This is a genomic window from Intrasporangium sp. Soil_C_50 (assembly GCF_057656595.1).
On sequence record NZ_JBDGKB010000004.1, the window covers coordinates 20282 to 42618 of the forward strand.

Below are 22337 nucleotides of genomic sequence, written 5' to 3' on the forward strand. Positions count from 1 at the left end.
CTCTTCACGTCGTCGGGACGAGGTCGATGCGGGGCTGCAGCCGGCCAACAGTCGTCCACAGTGACCGACGAGGGGCGGTCAGGTCAAGTTTCGGTAACGACGCAGCCGGTCGCCGAGCGGTCCGTCGTGGGGTGCGCTAGGCGTTCTGCCCCGTTTTGGCCACGGGCTCACCGGCGTCGCTGTGGGCCCACGATCCGTAGACGCGCTCGCTGTTCTCTGACACTGCGCGGCACAGCGTCGGCACGTCGACGTTGAGCACACCGGCCATGGCCCGCAGGGTCACCGGCACGAGGTAGGACGCGTTCGTCGCACCCCGGTGCGGGCTCGGGGCGAGGTAGGGCGCGTCGGTCTCGACGAGGAGGTTCGACAGGGGCGTCGCCGCGAGCGCGTCGCGCAGCCCGCGGGCGTTCTTGAAGGTCACGGTGCCGGCGAAGGAGAGGAGGTAGCCGCGCTCGACGCAGCGCTGGGCCATCGTGGCGTCGCCGGAGAAGCAGTGCAGCACCGTGTGCTCGGGCGCGCCCTCCTCCTCGAGGATGCGCAGGACGTCGTCGTGGGCGTCGCGGTCGTGGATCTGCAGGGCCCGCCCGGTGCGCTTGGCGAGGTCGATGTGCCAGCGGAAGCCGTCCTGCTGCACAGGGATGCCCTCGGGCCCGGTGCGGAAGTAGTCGAGGCCGGTCTCGCCGATGACGCGGACCCGCTCGTGCGTGGCGAGGCGCTCGACCTCCGCATACGCCTCCTCGAGCTCGCCGGCGGCAGACAGGCGCGGAACCTCGTTGGGGTGCAACGCGATTCCGCCGAGCAGCTCGGGGTGGCGCTCGATGGCGTCGATGGTGAAGGCGATGCCGTCGAGGTCGCAGCCGACCTGCACCATCCGCGTCACGCCGACCTGCCGGGCCCGGGCCACCGCCTCCGCGACGTCGAACGGCTCGTCACCCTCGCGCGTGATGTCGAGGTGGACGTGGTTGTCGACGACGTCGATCGGCAGCGGGTCGGGCCGGTCCGGCAGGCCGCGGTGCCCCGAGGAGTGCGGGCTCATGCGCCGGCGGCAGCGTCGGGGCCCTGCTCGTCGTCGGGGTCCTGCTTCTCGTCGGGCGCGTCGGGCGCGCCGGGCGTCGTGCCGCCGAGGCGGCCGCGCTCGGCCTCGATGACGGCCTCGGGGTCCAGCTTGACGAAGACGCCCGTCGGCTTGGCGATCGGGGTGCCGACGACGACCGGACGCGGCTCCCAGCGCGGCGTCGTGGAGTACTCCCCCGTGATGACCGGGTAGGAGCGGCTGTCGTCGTCGAGGTCCTCGACGACGTCCAGGCGCGGCATGGGCATGAAGGCGCCGGCGCCCCCGAGCACGGCGTGGACGCGGTTGGCGGCGTGCGGCAGGAACGGCGACATGAGCGTGTTGAGGTCGCTCACCGCCTGCACCAGCGTGTGGAGCACGGTCGCGAGCCGCTCGCGCTCGTCCTCGCCCTTGAGCTTGAACGGCTCGGTTCGGGAGACGTAGGCGTTGGCCTCGCCGACCAGACGCATCACCTCGCCGAGCGCCGCCTTCTGGCGGTGCCGCTCGAGCGAGGCCCCGACCGTGGCGAACCCGCCGCGGACGGCCGCGAGCAGCTCCTCGTCGACCGGCTCGAGCGGGCCCGGCTCGGGGATCTGCCCGAAGCTCTTGGCGATCATAGCCGCGGTGCGGTTGACGAGGTTGCCCCAGCCGGCGACGAGCTCGCTGTTGTTGCGCTGGACGAACTCCGCCCAGGTGAAGTCGGCGTCCTGGTTCTCGGGGCCGGCCGCGCAGATGAAGTAGCGGATCGGGTCGGGGCCGTAGCGGGCGACGATGTCCTGGACGTAGATGACGTGCTTGCGGCTCGTCGAGAACTGCCGGCCCTCGAGGGTGAGGTACTCGCTCGCGACGACCTCGGTGGGCAGGTCGAGCACCCCGTAGGGCCCGGGCTCGCCACCCTTGTCGCCCTTGCCGGCGTAGCCGAGCAGCTCGGCCGGCCAGATCTGGCTGTGGAAGGTGATGTTGTCCTTGCCCTGGAAGTAGTACGAGAGGGCCTCGGGGTCGTTCCACCAGTCGCGCCACCGCTCCTCGTGGCCGGGCCCGAGCCGGCGAGCCCACTCGATCGAGGCCGAGAGGTAGCCGATCACGGCGTCGAACCACACGTAGAGGCGCTTGTTCGGGTTGTCCTCCCAGCCCGGCAGCGGCACCGGGATGCCCCAGTCGATGTCGCGCGTCATGGCGCGCGGGCGGACGTCCTTGAGGAGGTTCTTGCTGAACTTGATGACGTTGGGCCGCCAGCGCCCGGAGGCCTCGCGCTCGTCGAGCCACTCGCCGAGGGCGTCGGCGAGCGCCGGCAGGTCGAGGAAGAAGTGCTGGGTCTCGACGAACTCGGGGGTCTCGCCGTTGATCTTGCTGCGCGGGTCGATGAGCTCGTCGGCGTCGAGCTGGTTGCCGCAGTTGTCGCACTGGTCGCCGCGCGCGTCGGGGAAACCGCAGATCGGGCAGGTGCCCTCGATGTAGCGGTCGGGCAGGGTGCGGCCGGTCGAGGGACTGATGGCGCCCTTCGTCGTCTGCTCGATCATGTAGCCGTTGGCGTGGACCTGGCGGAACAGCTCCTGCACGACGGCGTAGTGGTTGCGCGTCGTGGTGCGGGTGAACAGGTCGTAGGACAGGCCGAGGTCGGTGAGGTCCTGGGCGATGACGGCGTTGTACTTGTCGACGAGCTCCTGCGGTGTCAGGCCCTCCTCCTCGGCGAGCACGAGGATCGGCGTGCCGTGCTCGTCGGTGCCCGACACCATGAGGACCTCGTGGCCCGCCATCCGCATGTACCTGCTGAAGACGTCGGAGGGCACGCCGAAACCGGCCACGTGGCCGATGTGGCGCGGGCCGTTGGTGTACGGCCAGGCGACGGCAGACAGGACATGACTCATGCGGTGAATCCTAGGCACCCGCCGGACTCGGAGGCGCCCGGCGGGTATGACGGAGGCATGACTGGACACGTGGCAAAGGCGCAGGTGGCGGTCGACGCGTCCCCCGGACGGACGTGGCAGACCCTGACCGACCCGAAACGGGTCAAGGAGTGGATGGCCGGCACGACCCTGACGACCGACTGGTCGGTGGGCGGGCCCATCACGTGGGCGGGCGAGATGGACGGCCGGCCTTACGAGGACAAGGGAGAGGTGCTCGAGGTCGACGAGCCGCGGCGGCTCTCCGTGACGCACTACAGCCCGCTCATGGGCCAGCAGGACCGGCCGGAGAACTACCACACCGTCACCTACACCCTCGAGGGCGAGGGAGACGGCCCGACCACGGTGACGCTCGAGCAGGACGGCAACGACTCGGCCGAGCAGGCCGAGCAGTTCTCGCAGAACTGGCAGTCGATGCTCGAGGGCCTCAAGTCGACCGCCGAGGGCAGCTGAGGCGTCGAAAAGCGTTGTGGCACGGACGAACCGGCACCCTCCTTCAGAGGGCGCCGGTTCGCGTGGATCTGCTCGGTCGGCCGCAGCCGACGGGTCACTCGGTGAAGCTGACCTCGAGGCTGATCGGCACGGCCTTGAGCGCCTGGCTGACGGGGCAGCCCTCCTTGGCGGCCTGAGCGGCCTCCTCGAACTGGGCAGCGGTGAGGCCCGGGACCTTGCCGGTGACCGTGAGCACGATGCCGGTGATGCCGGTGCCGGGCTGGAAGGTGACCGCGGCCTGGGTGTCGATGCTCTCCGGCGGCGTGCCGGCCTGCGCGAGGCCGTGCGACAGGGCCATCGAGAAGCACGTCGAGTGCGCGGCGGCGATGAGCTCCTCCGGACTCGTGCGACCGCCCGGCTCCTCGGCACGCGAGGCCCACGTGACGTCGTGGGTCCCGAGGTTCGACGACTCGAAGGTGACCTTGCCGGCCCCCTCCATGAGCGAGCCCTCCCAGTGCGCGGACGCGTTGCGGATCGTAGCCATCCCTGCTCCTTGCCTTGTCCTCGTCGGGCCGGCGGTCGTCGTCGGCCACATTGGTCGGGAACGTCCGGTGACGTCGCCCTGTTCCACCCGTACCCTCTCGCGTCCACGGGCCGGGACGCCATGGGTGGCGCGGGGTCGCGCGGTCAGCCCCGGGCGACGGCGGCGTCGTAGAGCGCCTTCTTCGACAGCCCGCTCTCGGCGGCCACGGCGCCGGCGGCGTCCTTGAGCCGCTCGCCGTGCCCGACGCGGCGGCGCACCTGCTCGACAGCGTCCTCGAGCGACGCGACGCGACGCGGCGCGCCGGCGACGACGACGGTGATCTCGCCCTTGACGCCGTCGGCCGCCCATTCGACGAGCTCGGACAGGCGGCCGCGCCGGACCTCCTCGTACGTCTTGGTCAGCTCACGGCACACCGCGGCCTGCCGGTCGGCGCCGAACGCGTCGCGCATCGAGGCGAGGGCGTCGGCAAGGCGGTGCGGTGCCTCGAAGAAGACCATGGTGCGTCTCTCGTCGGCCACCTCGGCGAGGGCGCGGGCCCGCTCCCCCGGCTTGCGCGGCAGGAACCCGTCGAAGCAGAACCGGTCGACGGGCAGCCCCGACACCGCGAGCGCCATGAGGACGGCGCTCGGGCCGGGGACGCACGTGACGCGGATGCCCGCCTCGACCGACGCGGCGACGAGGCGGTACCCGGGGTCGCTGACCGAGGGCATCCCGGCGTCGGTGACGACGACGACGCGCTCCCCCGCGACGAGCCGTTCGACGAGCTCGGGCGTGCGGCTCGCCTCGTTGTGCTCGTGGTAGCTGAGGACGGCACCGCGCGGGGTGACGTCGAGGTCGGTGAGCAGGCGCCGGAGGCGCCGGGTGTCCTCCGCGGCCACGACGTCGGCGTCGGCGAGCTCGGCCGCGAGGCGCGGCGCGGCGTCGCGCGGGTCGCCGATGGGGGTGGCCGCGAGAACGAGGGTGCCGAGGGTGCCGGTGCTCATGGCGCCATCCTCGCAGGGCGGGGGCGGCGTCCGGATCGTGGACGCAGTGTCCAGAATTCGTCCCCCATCGTGGACCGGTAACCCTTCGGAAACCTCTTCGCGGTACCACTGACGCATGAGCACCCAGGACCGGGCCACCACCGAGCAGCTCCTCGAGGCCGACCGACGCGAGCCGAACGTCGCGACGTTCGCCGCCGGTGTCTCCTCGGCGCAGCAGCACGCCGCGCTCCGGGCGTCGGTGCGCCAGCTCGGCACCCTCCTCGGCGAGGCGCTGACCCGCCACGAGGGCCCCGAGCTGCTCGCCCTCGTCGAGCAGGTCCGCGGCTTGGCCCGTCAGCCCGAGGACGACGAGCTGCGGGCGGTGCTCGAGGGCGTCGACGCCTCGACCGCGGTCGTGCTCGCGCGCGCCTTCACCGCCTACTTCCAGCTCGTCAACGTCACCGAGCAGCTGCACCGCTGGCAGGAGCTGAGCGCCGTCGACGAGGGACCGCTCGCCGCGACGGTCCGGCGCATCGGCGAGGCGCTCGACGCCGGCAGAATCGAGCGCGAGCAGCTCGACGACGTGCTGGCCCGGCTCGAGTACCGGCCCGTCTTCACGGCCCACCCGACCGAGGCGACGCGTCGCACCGTCCTCAACCTCATGCGTCGCATCGCCGTCACCGTCACCGAGCTCGAGGACCCGCGCCGCCCCGCCACCGAGGGCCCGCGGACCGAGCGCCGCCTCGCCGAGCTCGTCGACATGCTGTGGCAGACCGACGAGCTGCGGATCGTGCGTCCCGAGCCGACCGACGAGGCCCGCACGGCGATGCACACCCTCCGGTTCCTCGCCGGCCAGGTCGTGCCCGACCTGCTCGCCGAGCTCGACCGCACCCTGGCCGGCATCGGCGTCGAGCTGCCGGCGTCGGCGCGGCCGCTCCGCTTCGGCGCCTGGGCCGGCGGCGACCGCGACGGCAACCCGAACGTCACGCCCGAGGTCACCCTCGAGGTCATCGGCCTGCAGCACGACGCCGGCCTGAGCGAGCTCGTCGAGAAGCTCGACCACATGCTCCACGAGCTGTCGAGCTCGACGCGGTTCGTCGAGGTCACCGATGCCCTGCGCGAGAGCCTCGAGCGCGACGCCGCGGCCCTCCCGGTCACGTACGACGCCGTGCGGCGGCTCAACGCCGAGGAGCCGTACCGGCTCAAGCTCAGCTTCGTCCGGGTGCGCCTGCTGCGTACCGGCGACCGGCTCGACCACGGCACCGCGCACGAGCCGGGCCGCGACTACGCGAGCTTCGACGAGCTGCTCGCCGACCTCGTCCTCATCCGCGAGTCGATGCTGGCCGGCGGCGACACCCTGACGGCCGACGGGGCGATGCTGCGGCTCATCCGTGCGGCCGTCGCGACCGGCACGGGCCTGGCCACGCTCGACGTGCGCGAGCACAGCGCCAAGCACCACGCCGCGCTCGCCGAGCTGTACGACCGCCTCGGCGAGCTCGACACGCCCTACGGCGAGCTCGACCACGCCGCCCGCATCGAGGTGCTCTCGCGCGAGATGGCCTCGCGGCGCCCGCTCACCGGCACCAGGGCGCACGATCTCGGCAAGGCGGCGACGGCGTCGCTGTCACTCATGTCCGCGATCGGCCGCGCGCTCGACACGTACGGCGACGAGTGCATCGAGACCTACATCGTGTCGATGACCCACGACGTCGACGACCTCTTCGCCGTCGTCGTGCTGGCCCGCGAGGCGGGGCTCCTCGACACCGGCAGCGACGCCTCCCCGGCCACGGCGCGCATCGGTTTCGCCCCGCTCTTCGAGACCGTCGCCGAGCTCGAGGCCGCCGGCCCGCTGCTCGACGCGCTGCTGTCCGACGCGTCCTACCGACGCGTCGTGGCCGCGCGCGGCGACGTGCAGGAGATCATGCTCGGCTACTCCGACTCGTCCAAGGATGCGGGAATCGCCGCGTCGCAGTGGCAGATCCACCGCGCGCAGCGGGCGCTGCGCGACGTGGCCCGGAGCCACGGCGTCGTGCTGCGGCTCTTCCACGGCCGCGGTGGCTCGGTGGGGCGCGGCGGCGGCCCCACGGGGGAGGCGATCCTCTCCCAGCCCTACGGCAGCCTCGACGGCCCGATCAAGATCACCGAGCAGGGCGAGGTCATCAGCGACAAGTACACGCTGCCGGGTCTGGCCCGGTTCAACCTCGAGGTGGCCCTCGCCGCGGTGCTCGAGGCGTCGGCCCTGCACCGTCGCTCGCTGCTGCCGCAGGATGTCCTCGACGGCTGGAACGGCACGATGGACGTCGTCGCCGGGCGCGGTCAGGACGCCTACCGCGCCCTGGTGCGCGACCCCGGCCTCGTGAAGTTCTTCGTGTCGGCGACGCCGGTCGACGAGCTGGGCAAGATGAACATCGGGTCGCGACCGTCGAAGCGCCCCGGCGGCGAGGGTGGTCTCGAGGACCTGCGCGCCATCCCGTGGGTCTTCGGCTGGACCCAGTCGCGCATCATCCTGCCCGGCTGGTTCGGTGTCGGCTCGGGCCTCGCCGCCGCCCGCGAGGACGGCCGGGAGAGGACGCTGCGCGAGATGTACGGCTCCTGGGCCTTCTTCCGGACCTTCCTGTCCAACGTGCAGATGACGCTGGCCAAGACCGACCTCGACATCGCCGCCGGCTACGTGCGGGCCCTCGTGCCCGGCGATGTCGCGGGAATCTTCGACACGATCCGCGAGGAGCACGCGCGCACCGTCGAGGAGGTGCTGCGCGTCACCGAGCAGGACGAGCTGCTCGAGTCGGCCCCGGTGCTGCGCCGCACGCTGGCGCTGCGCGACAGCTACCTCGCTCCCCTGCACGCCCTGCAGACCTCGCTGCTCGCGCGCTCACGCGCCGTGCCCGACGACGTCGAGCCCGACGAGGACGTCCAGCGCGCGCTGCTGCTCACCATCAACGGCATCGCGGCGGGCCTGCGCAACACCGGCTGACGCGTCACGCGGGATCGCCGGGCCGGCCGGGGTCGGCGTTCGCGGCGCGGAGCAGGCGCTCGGCCTGCTCCCGCATGATGTCGCGCAGCTCCGGAGGGTCGAGCACCGTCATCTCCCACGGGAGCACGCCGAGGTGCATCGCCATCCAGCCGAGATGGTTGCCGCCCGCCTCGAAGATGCAGTGTGACCGGCCGTCGGCCGTCACGGTGCCGACCGACGGCGGGACCTGCTCCTCCACAACGGACTTCGGCGCATGGATGCGGACGCGGCAGACGTGGTCGTAGGCATCGCGGGAGATCGACCGGCGCACGTGCTCGGCGGCGTCGGGGGCGTCGCGCGGCCGGAAGCGCCAGCCGCGCGACTCGGCGCCACTGATCCGGTCGAGCCGGAAGGTGCGCCAGTCCTGCCGGTCGAGGTCGTAGGCCAGCAGGTACCAGCGGCGGCCCGTCGCGACGAGTCGGTAGGGCTCGACGCGACGCTCGCCCGCCCCTCGCGGCCCGTCGTAGGCGAAGGTCACCCGCTCGGTCTCGCGGCACGCCCTCGCGAGCACGAGGAGGGTCGACGCGTCGACGGGTGAGGTGGTGCTGTCGAGCGTCACGGTGGCCTCGTGGATGGCCTCGACCTGCGAGCGCAGCCGCGCGGGCAGCACCTGGTCGAGCTTGGCCAACGTGCGGACCGCCGCCTCGCCGAGGCCCTCGACGGTGCCGCCGGCTGCGAGCCGCAGGCAGACGGCGATGGCCACGGCCTCGTCGTCGTCGAGCAGCAGGGGCGGCAGCCGTCGGCCCGCGCCGAGCTGGTATCCCCCACCCGCGCCGTGCGCCGCGTTGACGGGGTAGCCGAGCTCGCGGAGCCGGTCGACGTCGCGCCGCACGCTGCGGGTCGTGACGCCGAGGCGCTCGGCGAGCTCGGTTCCGCTCCACACCGGTCGGCTCTGGAGCAGGTCGAGCAGCCGGAGGACGCGGGCCGTCGGGCCGGGGCCGTCGCTCGTCGTGGACATGCCACAAGTGTCGCAGCCACTGCGGACAGTTTCTGTCCTATATGCCTGCCACGATCGACTCATGACACCGACGACGCGCACCACCATCGACTGGAACGAGACCCTGGTCGAGCAGGCCGACTGGCACTGGCAGCACCAGCTGCGGGCCCGCTTCGAGGGGCTCACCGACGAGGAGTACCTCTGGGAGCCGGCCCCGGGCGCCTGGAACGTCCACCGCCGCGGTGAGGGCAGCACCGAGATCCAGGGCGGCACCGGAGAGATGACCATCGACTGGGCCTACCCCGCCCCCGAACCCACGCCGGTGACGACGATCGCCTGGCGGCTCGCCCACATCATCGTCGGGGTGCTCGGCGCCCGTGCCCACCACCACTTCGGCGCCCCCGAGGCCGACTACTTCACCTTCGACTACGCCGCGACCGCCGACGAGGCCCTGGCCCAGCTCGACCGGGCGTACGCCGCCTGGTTCGACGGCGTGCGCAGCTGGGGCACTGACGGGCTGGGCGAGCCGTGCGGTCCGGCGGAAGGGCCGTTCGCCGACGCGTCGCGAGCCACGCTCGTGCTGCACATCAACCGCGAGCTGATCCACCACGGCGCCGAGATCGCCCTGCTGCGCGACCTCTGGGCGCACCGCACCGCCTGAACCACGCGACCCCTTGGACACGCCACCCCACGAGAAGGAGCTCCACATGCCCGCACAGGTTCCCCCCGTCGCCGACGAGCGCGAGGGCCTCATCGCCTACCTCGACCAGCAGCGCGAGGCCTTCGCCGCCGCCGCGTACGGCCTGACCGAGGAGCAGATCCGCCTGACCCCCACCGCCGGCACGCTGTCGATCGGCGGGCTCGTCAAGCACGTCACGACGTGCGAGCGCGGCTGGACCGAGCGGATGGCCGCGGCCCCGCAGGCTCCGACGCCGCCCGACGCGTCCGGCGAGGAGCAGGCGCAGGCGTGGGGCGACGACTTCAGGGTCACCGACGCCGACACCCTCGAGTCACTCCTGGCGGCCCTCGCGGCGCAGGGTGAGGTCACGCGCGACGTGCTGCGGCGTGCGGACCTCGGCGCCGCGGTGCCGGTGCCCCGCGACGCGCCGTGGTTCCCCAAGGACGTCGACGCCTGGTCCGTCCGGTGGGTCGCCCTGCACCTCGTCGAGGAGCTGGCCCGGCACGCCGGGCACGCCGACATCGTCCGCGAGTCGATCGACGGCGCGACGATGTACGAGCTCGTCGCCGGGCGTGAGGGCTGGCCCGAGACGCCGTGGCTCAAGCCCTGGCGTGCGCCGGTGACGACGCAGGCCTGACGCGAGTCGCGGCCGAGACAGGCGAAGGGCCCTTGGAAGTATGAGTCCCAAGGGCCCTTCTGGTGTGACCGGTCGTTGGTGACGCTCCCGGCCGACGACTCGGTTCCTTCGGTCCCGCCAGCCTCGTCACCCGGCTGTCGCAGTGGGTTGCCCCACCGTGTGGACCGTCGTCCCCGTTCCGTCCCGCTCTCCCGGAGGGGAGTGCGTGAGAGATTTCTATCCCGTCCGACGCTGCGCCACAAGCATTTTCGCCAAAGAATGTCGACGTCCACAGGCGTGCGGCGTGTCGTCCACAGCCGCGCCCGCGTCGTCCACATGCTCCGGGCGGATGTGCACAGGTTGTCCCCCGCAGCCTGTGGACCACGGCGGGCCGGGGCCAGGTTCGTCAGCCGGCGGAGGCGGAGGCGGAGGCGGCGACGTCCGCGAGCAGCCGGGCGGCTGCCTCCGCGGCCTCGGCGCCCGCAAGGTCCCCTGCGTCGCGCCGGTGGCGCGCCGCCTCGAGGAGCGAGGCCACCTCTGCCTCGACGACGGCGCGCTCGGCGTCCTCGTCCAGCTCGCGCCGGTTCGCCTCGGCCGCGCCCACCCCGATCGCAGCGCCGGCCACGTGTTCGGAACCCGAAAGGCCGGCGACGCGACCCCGCACGTCGGCCACGGGGACGGCCTCGGCATTGTCGATCGCGGCGAGGGCCGTGCGCAGCGCCGACACCGTGCCACGGTCCCGTTCGCGCATCGCGGCGGTGAGGCGCGCGCGGAGGGCCAGGCGCAGTGGAGAGGTCGTCATTCCAACGACGGTAGAGGTGGATGAGCCACGGGGCCAATGCATTTCGCGTGCATCCTCCGTAGCACCGTCGGCGCCCCGCACGCGACGAAGGGGCGGCCGGCTCTCGCCGTCCGCCCCTCCGCCCTCGTGCGGGTCGCGTCAGCCCGTCACTGGTTGACGCTCACCTGGATGAACGAGCCCTGTGCCGAGGTCGACACGACTCGGATCTTCGTGCCGGTCGTGGGCACCTGCACGCTCGACCAGCCGAGGTTGCCGGTCGACGCGTCCGGCGCCACCCAGTAGCTCTTCGTGTCGTCGAAGAGCGGGTTCGCCGGCAGGCCGCCGTACGCCTGCCCGGTCAAGTTGGCGTGCAACGTGATCCGGTCGGTCGGCTCGAGCCCGAAGGTCGAGTCGTAGGACTGGACGCGCGGGCGCCACACCTTGCCGTTGTCCGGCCGGAGGAGCATCCCGGGGTGGGCGTCCACCGGCAGGTACAGGCCGCCGCAGCGGCCCGCGAGGCACGCGTCGCCGACGTTGTTGTCGGCGAAGGAGGTGTCGTAGTACCAGACGAGCAGGCCGTCCTGATAGGGGAAGTGCTCGACCTGGTTCTGCAGGTCCGGGTTGTCGAGGAAGCCGAAGTTGTACGGCCCGTGCGCAGGCCACGGCCCCGTCGGTCCAGTAACGGAACCCGAGGGTCACCGTCTTGCCGGCGTAGGCGGACAGGTCGGCCGTGAGGTCGACCCACTGTCCACCGCTCGAGCCGGTGATCCCGTGCCCGAAGTTCTGCGCGTTGGGGTCGGCGTCCGTCGATCGGTTGGTGACGACCGGCTTGCCGTCGACCGTGACGTACGCGTAGTCCCAGTCCTTCTCGATGTCGTAGCGGGCCTTGGCCGACAGCGAGACGGTCCCCGCCGGAAGCGTCACGGACTTCGTCATCGTCGCGTCCAGGTCGTTGCCCGAGCCCGAGTAGTAGAACGACGAGCCCGCGTACGGGGCGCCGACGTCGGTCGTGACGGCCTTGTCCGGCAGCTGTGCGATGACCTGCTGGGCCTGCTTGGTGTTGGCCGATGCCGGGCCGAGCTTGATGGAGGCCTTCTTGCGCTCAGGGAGTTTCGAGGAGCCGCTCACGGAAGAAGGAGCGCACCGCAGTGACCGCCTCGGGGTGCCGGTGGTCGGTCAGGGTGGCGTGGCCGTGCCCGTCGAGCTCGACGGCGAGGAAGCCGTCACCGAGCTCGCGCCGCAGCGTGTCGAAGCGGGTGCCGGTGACCCAGTCGTCGCGGTAGCGCAGGCCGAGCACCGGGCAGCCCGCCGCCACCCGGCGCCGCACGGCCTCGAGGTCCGACGTGTCGAGGTTGACGTCGGCAGCGCGTCGGACGCCGAGCGGCAACGGCGTCGCCGGCTGCGCGACCACCGGCGCGACGACGACGGGGTCGACCATCATCGCCAGCGCGAAGCCGCCCGTGACGCACATGCCGAGCGCCCCGACCCCGGGTCCCCCGACGCGTCCGTGCAGGTCGCGCGCGAGGCTGCGCAGCCAGCCGGCGAGCGGTGCAGTGCGGCCGGTGGCGACCATCGTGAACTCACGGGTGACGCAGAGCCGCGGCACGACGCGCACGGCCTCCCACGTGCGGGGCCGCGCGTGCGAGGAGCCGAAGAGGTGCGGCATCGCGACGGTGAACCCGTCCTCGACGAGCTCGTCGCCGAGGTCGATGACCTCGGGCGTCAGGCCGGGGCTCTCGTGGACCAGGACGATGCCGGGCCCGTCCCCGCGCTCGTAGACCGGGTAGGCGAACCCGTCCGCGGCGTGGTCGCCGCGCCGCCAGCCGGAGAGCAACGACACCTGTCGAACGTACCCGCGATGGCTACAGTGACCGCATGTCGTCCACCGGTGCCCTGGCGCGGTTCCTGTCGCGGCCCTCACCGTGGGACCCGGTGCTGGCCGACGACCCCGCCGCGCGGAGGTCCCTGCGTGGTGAGACGCTCCTCGTCCTCGGCGTCAGCCTCGGCTCCTCCGCCGTGTACGCCGGGCTCTCCATCGTCGAGAAGCTGACCCGGGCCGTCCCGCTGTCCCAGCAGACGACGGCGATGAACCAGTCCGCGACGCCCGACCGGCCCTGGCTCGACCTCGCCTACCAGCTGGCCAACATCCTGCTGCCGCTCGTGCCGGTGCTGCTCGCCCTCTACCTGCTGAACCACGTACGACGCCCGTCCACCGAGGTGCGGGCCGGGCGCTTCGTCGGCCTGGACCGCACCGAGCCCGGCCGCGACCTGCTCCGCGGCGTCGGGCTCGCCGCCGTCATCGGCATCCCCGGGCTCGGCCTCTACCTGCTGGCCCGCGCGCTCGGCGTCAACACCAACGTCTCCGCCGCCAACCTCGAGGCCGTCTGGTGGACCGTGCCGGTGCTCGTCCTCGCCGCGGTCGGCAACGCGCTGCTCGAGGAGGTCGTCATGGTCGGCTACCTCTTCACCCGCTGGCGGCAGTCCGGCTGGGCCTGGCCCCTCGTCATCGCCCTGTCGGCCCTGGTCCGCGGCTCCTACCACCTGTACCAGGGCTTCGGCGGCTTCGTCGGCAACATCGCCATGGGGCTGATCCTCGGGCTCGTGTTCGTGCGCACCCGCCGCGTCATGCCCCTCGTCGTGTGCCACACGATCCTCGACGTCGTCGCCTTCCTCGGCTACTCGCTGCTGCGCGCCCGCGGCATCTCCCTCTGAGGCGTGCAGGCGCACTGCATACGATGGCGCGCATGAACTCGACCCGACAGGTGCGCGTCCGCCTGCTCGGGGACCCCGCCGACGACCTCCGCCTCAGGCGGCGGGTCGCCGGACGCGTCGCGTGGCTCGGTTGGGCCGGCCCCCTGTTCTTCACCCTCGTCGGCGGCTTCATGCGCTTCTGGCACGTCGGGGCGCCGCACCAGCTCGTCTTCGACGAGACGTACTACGTCAAGCAGGGCTGGTCGCTGGTCCTGTACTGGTTCGAGATGAAGAACGACGACGTGCTGCAGCAGGCCAACCAGGTCGACCAGCACTTCACCGCCAACGACCCGATGATCTACGGCACCGAGGGCGACTTCGTCGTCCACCCGCCCGTCGGCAAGTGGCTCATCGGCTGGGGCGAGATGCCCTTCGGCATCCTCAACTCCTTCGGCTGGCGGTTCGCGGTGGCCCTCGCCGGCACGATCTCAATCTTCATGCTCGGGCGCATCGCGCGGCGCCTGTTCCGCTCCGACCTGCTCGGCACCGTCGCCGCCGCCCTGCTCGCCTTCGAGGGCCACCACTTCGTCCACTCCCGCACCGGCCTGCTTGACATCTTCGTCATGTTCTTCGGTCTCGCCGCGTTCGGGGCCCTGCTCATCGACCGTGACCGGGCCCGCGACGTGCTGGCCCGCAAGGTCGGCGACCGCCCCCGCGCGTCGATCTCGCGGCTCGGGCCGTGGCTGGGCTGGCGCCCGTGGCGGTGGGTGGCCGGCGTCATGCTCGGGCTCTCGGCCGGCACCAAGTGGTCGGGTCTCTACTTCGTCGTCGCGTTCGGCCTGCTCACGGTCCTCTGGGACGTCGGAGCGCGCCGCGCCGCGGGGGTGCGCGGCTGGGCCTCGGGCACCCTCGTCAAGGACGGGCCCTTCGCCTTCGTGCAGCTCGTCGGCACGGCCGTCGTCACCTACGTGGCCAGCTGGACCGGCTGGATCCTGACCCAGGGCGGGTCGTTCCGCACGTGGGCGGCGAGCAACCCCGACACCCACTACGCCTGGCTGCCGGACTGGTGGCGCTCGCTGTGGGCCTACCACCAGCAGATGTACGCCTCGACGCAGGCCATCACGTCCTCGCACCCGTACCAGACCAACCCGTGGTCCTGGCTCATCCAGGGCCGGCCGACCTCCTTCTTCTACGAGGGGCCGAAGAAGGGCGCCGACGGCTGCCTCGTCGACCAGTGCAGCAAGGCGATCACCTCGATCGGCACCGTCTCGATCTGGTGGACCGCCACGCTGGCGATCTTCGTCCTGATCTTCATGTGGGCGCTGCGCCGCGACTGGCGCGCCGGCGCGATCCTCTGCGGCCTCTTCGCCGGCTACCTGCCGTGGTTCTTCCTCGGCAACCGCACCATCTACTCCTTCTACGAGGTCGCCTTCGTCCCGTGGGTCGTGCTCGCGTGCGTCTACGTCCTCGGGATGGTCATGGGTGGGCGCGAGGCGTCCCTGACGCGTCGACGCGTCGGGCTCGGTGTCATCGGCGGGTTCGTCCTGCTGACGATGGCCCTCTTCGCGTTCTTCCTGCCGATCTACGTCGCCGACGTCATCCCGCTGTCGGAGTGGCAGGCGCGGATGTGGTTCCCCAGCTGGGTCTGAGGGCTACACCCGATGACGTAGGCGGCGGTACGCCGCGGGCCGGTCGACCGGGCCGGGGTCCGTGCCTAGCGTCGACCCATGAACACGGGGTCGCCGCAGTCTTCTGCCCGTAGCCCGCACCGACGCATCCGGTGGCTGGCCCGCATCCTCCCGCCGGCGATCGTCGCGGCGCTGGCGCTGCTCGTGGGGGCGCCGGCCTCCCCGGGCTGGGCCGACACCCCGACCGACCAGGTGCACTACGCCTTCACCGGGTCGACGTCGGTCGCCATCGACTGGCACGGCACGGCGAACGACGTCCGGTGGGGCACGACGACCTCCTACGGGCAGACCGCCACGGGAGCCGCGCCGGCGTGGACGCCGTGGGACTCCCCCGGGCCCTTCTGGCAGCTCGAGCTCGGCGGCCTCGTCCCGGGCACGACCTACCACTACTCCATCGGGGGCGGCCCCGACTACACCTTCCACGCACCACCGTCCTCGACCTTCCGGTTCGACGCGATCGGCGACGTCGGCGACACCGTCAACTTCTCCAAGCTCGGCGCGACGCTCGACAACATGACGGCCGACGACCCGTCGTTCGTCCTCATGGTCGGCGACCTGACGTATGCCAACGGCACGACGATGGCGGCCATCAGCCAGCACTTCAACGACGTCATGCGGTGGAGCACGCGGGCCGCGTACATGCCCGCATGGGGCAACCACGAGTACGACGTGGCCGGCTCGGACGACCTGCGCAACTACAAGGGTCGCCTCCTCATGCCGCACGCCGCCGCGTCGCCCGGATCGCCGGCCGTCTCGTCGGGCGGCAACGACTGGGGCTGGTTCGACGCCGGGCCCGTGCGGTTCATCGCCTACCCGGAGCCGTGGACGGGGGCCTGGAGCGACTGGCAGTCGAAGGCCGGACCGCTGATGCGTCAGGCGCAGGACGACCCGAACATCCAGTACATCGTCACCTACGGCCACCGTCCCGCCTACTCGACCGGCTACCACCCCGGCGAGACCGGGATCGCCTCGATCCTCGACGGGTTCGGGCAGACATACAGCAAGTACGTCCTCAACATCAACGGTCACTCGCACGACTACGAGCGTTTCCAGCCCATCCAGGGCGTCACGCACGTCACCGTGGGGGCGCCGTCCTCGCTCGAGACGCCGTGGACGAGCACCGACCCGCGCACGGCGTTCCGGGCCATGCACCTGTCGCACCTGCGCGTCGACGTCGGCCCGAACGGCCTCAAGCTGCAGGCGGTCTGCGACTCGTCGGCCTCCAGGGAGGACATGACGTGCACGGCGGGCAGCATCATCGACGAGTACGTCATCGGCACGCCGCCGGTGCTGCCGGTCGCCGCCGACTTCTACGTCGACAAGACGAGCCCGGTGTGCAGCGACTCCGGCAACGGCACCTCGAGCGCGCCCTTCTGCACCATCACCAAGGGGGTCAGCCGCCTGCAGGCCGGCAACGCCCTCTACATCGGCGACGGCACCTACGCGGAGACGATCAAGCCGTCCGCGTCGGGCGCGGCCAGCGCCCCGATCACCATCACGAGCTGGCCGGGCCGCAACCCCGTCATCGGCACCGGCGTGACGAACGGCGCGTACATCTCGACGCGGAGCTACATCACCCTGTCCAACCTCACGTTCACGGGCACCACGGGCGACGGCGTCTACGTCACGAAGAGCGACCACATCACCGTCCGCGGCAACACCGTGACCAACGCGGGTCGTCAGGCCCAGAGCGCCACGGCCCCCGGCATCAGCATCCGGACGACGAACAACTCGCTCGTCGCCGACAACAACACCAACCACAACAGCGACACCGGCATCTACGTCACGAGCACCTCGACGGGCAACACCGTGACGAACAACCAGTCGAGCTTCAACGCCCAGGGCTGGCAGCGCAACGCCAACGGCATCAACGTCACGAGCCCGGGCAACGTCATCTCCGGCAACGTGACCCACGACAACGAGGACACCGGCATACAGCTCTACACGGGCGCCAACAACAACCTCGTCACGCTCAACGTCACGTACAACAACGGCGACCACGGCATCGACAACCTCAACGTCACCGGCGGCACGATCGTCGGCAACACGGTGTTCCGCAACTGCACGAGCGGCATCAACCTCGAGGGGACGACCTCGGGCAGCTACCGGATCGCCAACAACATCGCCGTCGACAACGCCGTCTACCCCGCCTACGCCGGCATCAGCTGTGCGCGTCGCGCCGGCAACATCGGCGTCTGGGACGGCGCCCAGAACAGCACGCTCGTCGACCACAACCTCGTGTACCTCAGCAAGACCGGCGTCATGTACGCCTGGGGCTCGACGTACACGAGCCTCGCCGCGATGCGCACCGCGTCCGGCCAAGAGGCCGCGGGCGTCCAGGCCGACCCCAGGTTCTCCGACACGGGCACGTGGGACCTCTCGCTGCGCGAAGGCTCCCCGGCCATCGACCGCGGCGACAGCGGCGTGCCGGGCGAGCAGGCCACCGACATCCTCGGCTACCCGCGCGTGCGCGACCCGAACGTCACCAACACCTTCGCGGCGGGTCCGCGGCTCTACGACGACCTCGGCGCGTACGAGTTCCAGCCCGACCTGCCGCCGCCGGTCCAGCCGCCGGTCGCCGCCCTGACGCTGACGCCGACGTCGGGCACCGCCCCCCTGCTCGTGAGCGCCGACGCGTCCACCTCAAACGATCCGCAGGGCCAGGCGCTCAGCTACTCCTTCGACTTCGGTGACGGCACGACGCTGACCGGGCAGTCCTCGCCCACCGCGACCCACACCTACGACGCCGCCGGCACGTACACCGTCACCGTGACGGCCCGGAATACCTCGGGCCTCACAGGGACCGCGAGCCGCTCGGTCGCCGTGGCCGCGCCGCCACCGCCCGTCCAGGCCCCGGCCGCGAGCCTCGTCATGACCCCGAGCAACGGCATCGCGCCGCTGTCGGTCACGGCCGACGCGTCGGCATCGACCGACCCGCAGGGCCAGGCCCTGACGTACGCCTTCGACTTCGGTGACGGCACGACGGTGTCGGCACAGTCCTCGCCGACCGCCTCGCACGTCTACACCGCCGTCGGGACGTTCACCGCGAAGGTCACGGTGCGCAACACGAGCGGGCTGAGCACCACGACGACCGCCGCCGAGACCGTCACGGCACCTCCGGTCGTGCAGCCACCCGCCGCGTCGCTCTCGGTGACGCCCGCGAGCGGCGACGCACCGCTGGCCCTGACGGCCGACGCGTCCGCATCGAGCGACCCACAGGGACAGACGCTCTCGTACGCGTTCGACTTCGGTGACGGCGCCACCGTGGCGGCATCCTCGAGCGCCACGGCGGACCACGCCTACACGACCGCCGGCAGCTACACGGTCACCGTCACGGTCACCAACACCTCTGGCCTGAGTAGCAGCGCGGCCCGGACCGTGTCCGTCACGACGCCGCCGCCACCGGTGCAGCCACCGGTCGCGACGCTCGCCGTCACGCCGACGGGCGGTACCGCGGCCCTGGACGTGACGGCGGACGCGTCCACATCGAGCGACCCACAGGCCCAGACGCTCTCGTACGCCTTCGACTTCGGTGACGGCACGACCGTGCCCGCTCGGCGACTGCGACCGCGAACCACACGTTCACGGCGGCCGGGAGCTACATGGTCACCGTGACCGTCACGAACGCCTCGGGACTCACGGCGACCGACCACCGGTCGGTCACGGTGTCGGCGCCCCCGCCCCCGCTCCAGCCCCCGACGGCCTCCCTGTCGGTGACCCCCTCGAGCGGCACCGCGCCCGTCTCCGTCACGGCCGACGCGTCGGGCTCGAGCGACCCACAGGGACAGACGCTCTCGTACGCGTTCGACTTCGGTGACGGCACCACGGTGCCCGCGTCGGCGACAGCCACGGCGAGCCACACCTACTCGACCGCAGGCAGCTACACCGTCACCGTGACCGTGGCGAACACGTCGGGGCTCACCGCGACCGCCCAGAAGGCCATCACGGTCGCCGCACCACCGCCACCCGTGCAGCCGCCGACGGCATCGCTGTCGGTGACCCCTTCGAGCGGAACCGCCCCCATCTCCGTCACGGCCGACGCGTCGGCCTCGAGAGACCCACAGGGACAGGCACTCTCGTACGCCTTCGACTTCGGTGACGGCACGACTGTGCCAGCGTCGACGACGGCGACCGCCAGCCACACCTACAGCACATCCGGTAACTACGCGGTGACCGTCACGGTGACGAACACCTCGGGCCTGATGGCCACCGTCAGCCGGGGCGTCACCATCGTGCCGCCGGTCCTGCCGCCCGCAGCCTCGCTCACGGTCACGCCGTCGAGCGGCGTCGCGCCCCTCGTCGTGACGGCCGACGCGTCCGCCTCCACCGACCCGCAGGGGCAGGCTCTGACCTACGGCTTCGCCTGGGGCGACGGCACCACGACGGCCGCCTCGGCGACGTCGACGGCAACCCACGCCTACCCGACCGCGGGGAGCTACACGGTGACCCTGACGGTCACGAACGCCTCGGGCCTCACGGGCACCGCGCAGCGCACGGTCACCGTGGCCGCACCACCGCCGGGCTTCGTGGGCACGATCGGTACGGCGGCGTCGACGTCGTCCGGGTCCAGCGCGGTCATCACCCTCGGTTCCGGCGCGAGCGTCCAGCAGAACCACCTCATCGTCGTCACCGTCCAAGTGGTCGCCAACTCCAACGGCGCCGTCAACGTCACCGACACGGCCGGAAACACGTACACGCTCGCCCGCTCGGTGTCGGCCTCCTCCGGCCGACTCGTGGTCCTGACCGCGCCGGCAACCAAGCCGCTCGCGGCCGGGGCGAAGATCACGGCGACCTTCCCCAAGGCGTCGACCTACCGGATGGTGGCCGATGACCTGCAGGGAGTCACTCGGGTGGACCGCGTGGCGTCGGCATCCGGTTCCGGCTCGTCCTTCTCGTCCGGGGCGACCCAGACGACGACGGCCGCTCGTGAGGTCGTGTTCGGGGCGGTGGCCTCGTTCACCTCGGCAACCAGCCCGAGGTGGACCTCCGCCTGGACCGCGCTGACCGCGCAGGCCACGGGCAGCACCAACCTGGGCCGGGCCTACCAGCTGCCGACCGCGACCGGGACCTTCCGCGCCGACGGCACCACGTCGGGCACGTGGGCGGCACTCGCGCTCACCTTCCGGCCGTGAGCCCCTGCCGCCGCGTCGAAACCCCTCCGACGCGGCGGCAGGTACGGCGGCGGATCAGCAGGCGAGCTCGATCTCGAACGTCGAGGGTCGGTAGAGCTCGAGGACGATGAGCGTGGGTGGCGGCGTCGCCTCGGGTGCGCGTGGCCTCGGGGGCCTGGTGGAGCGACGTCGCTCGGGCCGACCGGTCATGGGCAGGACGGGCGGAGAGGTCGAGGTGTACCGCTGCCCGGTCGGGGTGGTGATCTCGACCGTGTGGGGCGGGTCGTCGCCGGGGCTGAGTCCGGCCTGGGCGACGCGGGTGTGCCAGCCGGGTTGTTCCTTGACCAGGTTGCAGCGCACGCACAGGCCTTGGCCGTTGGTGGCGCTGGTGGCCCCGCCCTCGGCGTGTGGGGTGACGTGGTCGATGTGGGCCACGGGTGCATCGCACCACGGGGTGCGGCAGGTGCCGTCGCGGGCGATGACGAACCGGCGCAGCCCGGCCGGGAAGAGCCGTCGGGTGCTGTCCATGGCTACGAGGGTGCCGGTGCCGGGGTGGGTGAACAGCCGACGCACCCACGCCCGAGCGGTGCTGTCTCCCTCGGCGTCGTCCGCGTGGCGGGCCAGGGCGGTGTCGATGCCGGTCTCGGTGCCGATCGGCCCGCCGTGCACTGGGCGGGTGGCGCGGGCGAGCAGGTCGCGGGCCCAGCCGGCGGGGACCGGGCCGTAGCCGGGCACGTGGGCGGGGGTGTCGTCGCCGGCGAGCAGCGCGCGGTCGGTCATGACGAGCTGGATCTCGACCGGCACCTCGGCGGCGGTGGCCTGGCCGGTGACGCGCTCGAAGAGCGTGTCTGCCATCAGCTGGCCCTTGCCTCTCTCGTCGCCGGAGGCCTTCGCGGACAGGGCGGCCCGGGTCAGGGCCGCGTGGACGGCGACGGCCTGAGCCACCGGGAGCAGCGCGGTGACCAGGGCCATCGTGTCCGGGACGGGCCGGACCGTGACCCGGCGCTCGGACTCGGCCAGGCGGGCTCGGGCGACGGCGGCCTCGGCGTCGAGCCGGTCGGCGCAGGCCCGGACGCGGCGTTCCAGCTCGCGGTCGCCCCACCCGCCAACCCCGGACGTCGGGTCGTCGACGTCGAGGTTGATCCCGATGACCTCGGCGTCGACCCTGGACCGAACCACCGGTTCGAGGTGGCCGGTGGCCCGGACGACGAGGTCGGCGCGCCGCTCGTTGAGGGCCCCGGCCGACAGTGCGTCCAGGGTGTGCGGCAGGTGACGCACCAGCGCCACCGACGCGTTCGCCAGGCGCGATCCCCGTGCGGGCGACTCGTGCCGGGCAAGGGCCACCTCGGCCGCGACCCCGGTGCGCGCCAGCATCAGACGCCGCGAGGACCGCGACCGGGCATCAGCGTCCGCGCTCTCCGAGGCGCGGTGTCTGCCTCGGCGCCGGGAGTCGGCGTCCTCGGGATCGAGCTCGAGGGTGCGTGCCCGGTCGCGGGCCAGGACCCACCCGTCGAAGTCACCGGCATCCGCGTAGGCCCGCCCCTCGGCCCGCAACCGTGCAGCCTCCCGGGCCCGGGAGGCGACGAACCGCTCCGTCAGGCGCGCCTGCGCCGCTGCGCAGGCCGCCTTGGCCACCTCGAGGGCGGCCAGGCTGTCGACCACCGACGTGTCGTCGAGTGACGTGTCGTCGCGGGCATCGGCGCCGAGCGTGGCCAGCTCGGCCTGCAGGGCTGCCGTGAGCGCACCGAGGCGGCCGGCCGCCCCAGGCACGTCAACCCCACCAGATGCGAACATGTGTTCGATTCTAGGGGAATGTCGTGGTGCCATCAAGGAGTTGTCCACATCGAGTTCGCCTGCCGCGCAAACCAATCCGCTCAACAGGCTCATTGTCGGTGGCCGGTGCGAGGATGGCTCGCTGGCCGCCCTTC

At 72.0% G+C, this 22337-nt stretch carries 17 protein-coding genes and 1 pseudogene; 8 read left to right on the forward strand and 10 right to left on the reverse strand.

Translation table 11 applies throughout. The features are described 5' to 3' along the window. Nucleotides 1-136: 136 nt before the first annotated feature. Both AC3A5R_RS11565 and metG read right to left on the reverse strand, forming a co-directional pair. Entirely contained in the window at nt 137-1036 is a 900-nt protein-coding gene (locus AC3A5R_RS11565) for a TatD family hydrolase (RefSeq protein ID WP_487620911.1), read from the reverse strand. Continuing rightward, complete coding sequence (gene metG / locus AC3A5R_RS11570) at nt 1033-2919, reverse strand: methionine--tRNA ligase (RefSeq protein ID WP_487620912.1); 1887 nt, start codon at nt 2917-2919, stop codon at nt 1033-1035. The genes AC3A5R_RS11565 and metG overlap by 4 nt, the downstream gene beginning before the upstream one ends. 57 nt (nt 2920-2976) lie before the next feature. Here metG and AC3A5R_RS11575 point away from each other — a divergent pair, with 57 nt between their 5' ends. Then, a complete protein-coding gene (locus AC3A5R_RS11575; protein WP_487620913.1) occupies nt 2977-3408 on the forward strand; it encodes an SRPBCC domain-containing protein in 432 nt (143 codons plus the stop codon). A gap of 94 nt (nt 3409-3502) precedes the next feature. On the opposite strand, the gene AC3A5R_RS11580 is transcribed toward AC3A5R_RS11575, so the two are convergent. Together AC3A5R_RS11580 and rsmI are read right to left on the reverse strand one after the other, a co-directional pair. After that, on the reverse strand, nt 3503-3931 hold the full coding sequence (locus AC3A5R_RS11580; RefSeq protein ID WP_487620914.1) for an OsmC family peroxiredoxin: 429 nt from the start codon (nt 3929-3931) through the stop codon (nt 3503-3505). Nucleotides 3932-4074: 143 nt separating this feature from the next. After that, nucleotides 4075-4914 carry a 16S rRNA (cytidine(1402)-2'-O)-methyltransferase gene (gene rsmI / locus AC3A5R_RS11585; protein WP_487620915.1) on the reverse strand — a complete coding sequence of 280 codons (840 nt, stop codon included), beginning with the start codon at nt 4912-4914 and terminating at the stop codon, nt 4075-4077. A gap of 115 nt (nt 4915-5029) precedes the next feature. Between rsmI and ppc the strand changes: the two genes are divergently transcribed. Beyond that, a complete protein-coding gene (gene ppc, locus AC3A5R_RS11590; RefSeq protein ID WP_487620916.1) occupies nt 5030-7867 on the forward strand; it encodes a phosphoenolpyruvate carboxylase in 2838 nt (945 codons plus the stop codon). Nucleotides 7868-7871: 4 nt separating this feature from the next. Here the strand turns inward: ppc and AC3A5R_RS11595 are convergent, their stop codons facing one another. Beyond that, a complete protein-coding gene (locus tag AC3A5R_RS11595; protein WP_487620917.1) occupies nt 7872-8864 on the reverse strand; it encodes a helix-turn-helix transcriptional regulator in 993 nt (330 codons plus the stop codon). A 61-nt stretch (nt 8865-8925) separates the two neighbouring features. Between AC3A5R_RS11595 and AC3A5R_RS11600 the strand changes: the two genes are divergently transcribed. Further along, nucleotides 8926-9504: a DinB family protein gene (locus tag AC3A5R_RS11600; protein ID WP_487620918.1), complete on the forward strand. Its 579-nt coding sequence runs from the start codon at nt 8926-8928 to the stop codon at nt 9502-9504. Between the two features lie 46 nt (nt 9505-9550). Continuing rightward, the gene (locus AC3A5R_RS11605; RefSeq protein WP_487620919.1) at nt 9551-10159 is read left to right on the forward strand and encodes a DinB family protein; all 609 of its coding nucleotides are present in this window, start codon (nt 9551-9553) and stop codon (nt 10157-10159) included. A gap of 385 nt (nt 10160-10544) precedes the next feature. Here the strand turns inward: AC3A5R_RS11605 and AC3A5R_RS11610 are convergent, their stop codons facing one another. The 4 genes and pseudogenes from AC3A5R_RS11610 to AC3A5R_RS11625 all read right to left on the reverse strand — a co-directional run bounded on the left by AC3A5R_RS11610 (nt 10545) and on the right by AC3A5R_RS11625 (nt 12759). Beyond that, nucleotides 10545-10940 (reverse strand): GatB/YqeY domain-containing protein, encoded by a 396-nt coding sequence (locus AC3A5R_RS11610; RefSeq protein ID WP_487620920.1) that lies wholly within the window; start codon nt 10938-10940, stop codon nt 10545-10547. Nucleotides 10941-11086: 146 nt separating this feature from the next. Beyond that, nucleotides 11087-11533: a hypothetical protein gene (locus AC3A5R_RS11615; RefSeq protein WP_487621192.1), complete on the reverse strand. Its 447-nt coding sequence runs from the start codon at nt 11531-11533 to the stop codon at nt 11087-11089. Nucleotides 11534-11636: 103 nt separating this feature from the next. Next, nucleotides 11637-12047: pseudogene (locus AC3A5R_RS11620) on the reverse strand (immune inhibitor A domain-containing protein); the annotation flags it as partial. Next, the gene (locus tag AC3A5R_RS11625; protein WP_487620921.1) at nt 12022-12759 is read right to left on the reverse strand and encodes a dienelactone hydrolase family protein; all 738 of its coding nucleotides are present in this window, start codon (nt 12757-12759) and stop codon (nt 12022-12024) included. The gene AC3A5R_RS11625 and the pseudogene AC3A5R_RS11620, both read right to left, overlap by 26 nt. A gap of 35 nt (nt 12760-12794) precedes the next feature. On the opposite strand from AC3A5R_RS11625, the gene AC3A5R_RS11630 reads away from it, so the two are divergent. The 4 genes from AC3A5R_RS11630 (at nt 12795) to AC3A5R_RS11645 (ending at nt 20430) form a co-directional block, all read left to right on the forward strand. After that, the gene (locus AC3A5R_RS11630) at nt 12795-13631 is read left to right on the forward strand and encodes a CPBP family intramembrane glutamic endopeptidase (RefSeq protein WP_487620922.1); all 837 of its coding nucleotides are present in this window, start codon (nt 12795-12797) and stop codon (nt 13629-13631) included. Between the two features lie 32 nt (nt 13632-13663). Further along, nucleotides 13664-15259, forward strand: coding sequence for a dolichyl-phosphate-mannose--protein mannosyltransferase (locus AC3A5R_RS11635; RefSeq protein WP_487620923.1), 1596 nt, complete (start codon nt 13664-13666; stop codon nt 15257-15259). 78 nt (nt 15260-15337) lie between these two features. Continuing rightward, complete coding sequence (locus AC3A5R_RS11640; RefSeq protein ID WP_487620924.1) at nt 15338-18913, forward strand: PKD domain-containing protein; 3576 nt, start codon at nt 15338-15340, stop codon at nt 18911-18913. Beyond that, nucleotides 18910-20430, forward strand: coding sequence for a PKD domain-containing protein (locus tag AC3A5R_RS11645; protein WP_487620925.1), 1521 nt, complete (start codon nt 18910-18912; stop codon nt 20428-20430). The genes AC3A5R_RS11640 and AC3A5R_RS11645 overlap by 4 nt, the downstream gene beginning before the upstream one ends. Nucleotides 20431-20484: 54 nt before the next feature. Here the strand turns inward: AC3A5R_RS11645 and AC3A5R_RS11650 are convergent, their stop codons facing one another. Beyond that, on the reverse strand, nt 20485-22203 hold the full coding sequence (locus AC3A5R_RS11650; RefSeq protein ID WP_487620926.1) for an HNH endonuclease: 1719 nt from the start codon (nt 22201-22203) through the stop codon (nt 20485-20487). Nucleotides 22204-22337 lie beyond the last annotated feature (134 nt).

What these genes read in the sequence shown, in the direction of transcription:
- AC3A5R_RS11575 (WP_487620913.1), top strand. Translation starts at nt 2,977, where the DNA reads ATGACTGGACACGTGGCAAAGGCGCAGGTGGCGGTCGACGCGTCCCCC.
- AC3A5R_RS11630 (WP_487620922.1), top strand. Translation starts at nt 12,795, where the DNA reads ATGTCGTCCACCGGTGCCCTGGCGCGGTTCCTGTCGCGGCCCTCACCG.
- AC3A5R_RS11580 (WP_487620914.1), bottom strand. Translation starts at nt 3,931, where the DNA reads ATGGCTACGATCCGCAACGCGTCCGCGCACTGGGAGGGCTCGCTCATG.
- rsmI (WP_487620915.1), bottom strand. Translation starts at nt 4,914, where the DNA reads ATGAGCACCGGCACCCTCGGCACCCTCGTTCTCGCGGCCACCCCCATC.
- metG (WP_487620912.1), bottom strand. Translation starts at nt 2,919, where the DNA reads ATGAGTCATGTCCTGTCTGCCGTCGCCTGGCCGTACACCAACGGCCCG.
- AC3A5R_RS11640 (WP_487620924.1), top strand. Translation starts at nt 15,338, where the DNA reads ATGAACACGGGGTCGCCGCAGTCTTCTGCCCGTAGCCCGCACCGACGC.
- AC3A5R_RS11600 (WP_487620918.1), top strand. Translation starts at nt 8,926, where the DNA reads ATGACACCGACGACGCGCACCACCATCGACTGGAACGAGACCCTGGTC.
- AC3A5R_RS11635 (WP_487620923.1), top strand. Translation starts at nt 13,664, where the DNA reads ATGAACTCGACCCGACAGGTGCGCGTCCGCCTGCTCGGGGACCCCGCC.
- AC3A5R_RS11610 (WP_487620920.1), bottom strand. Translation starts at nt 10,940, where the DNA reads ATGACGACCTCTCCACTGCGCCTGGCCCTCCGCGCGCGCCTCACCGCC.
- AC3A5R_RS11565 (WP_487620911.1), bottom strand. Translation starts at nt 1,036, where the DNA reads ATGAGCCCGCACTCCTCGGGGCACCGCGGCCTGCCGGACCGGCCCGAC.
- AC3A5R_RS11605 (WP_487620919.1), top strand. Translation starts at nt 9,551, where the DNA reads ATGCCCGCACAGGTTCCCCCCGTCGCCGACGAGCGCGAGGGCCTCATC.
- AC3A5R_RS11650 (WP_487620926.1), bottom strand. Translation starts at nt 22,203, where the DNA reads ATGTTCGCATCTGGTGGGGTTGACGTGCCTGGGGCGGCCGGCCGCCTC.
- ppc (WP_487620916.1), top strand. Translation starts at nt 5,030, where the DNA reads ATGAGCACCCAGGACCGGGCCACCACCGAGCAGCTCCTCGAGGCCGAC.
- AC3A5R_RS11595 (WP_487620917.1), bottom strand. Translation starts at nt 8,864, where the DNA reads ATGTCCACGACGAGCGACGGCCCCGGCCCGACGGCCCGCGTCCTCCGG.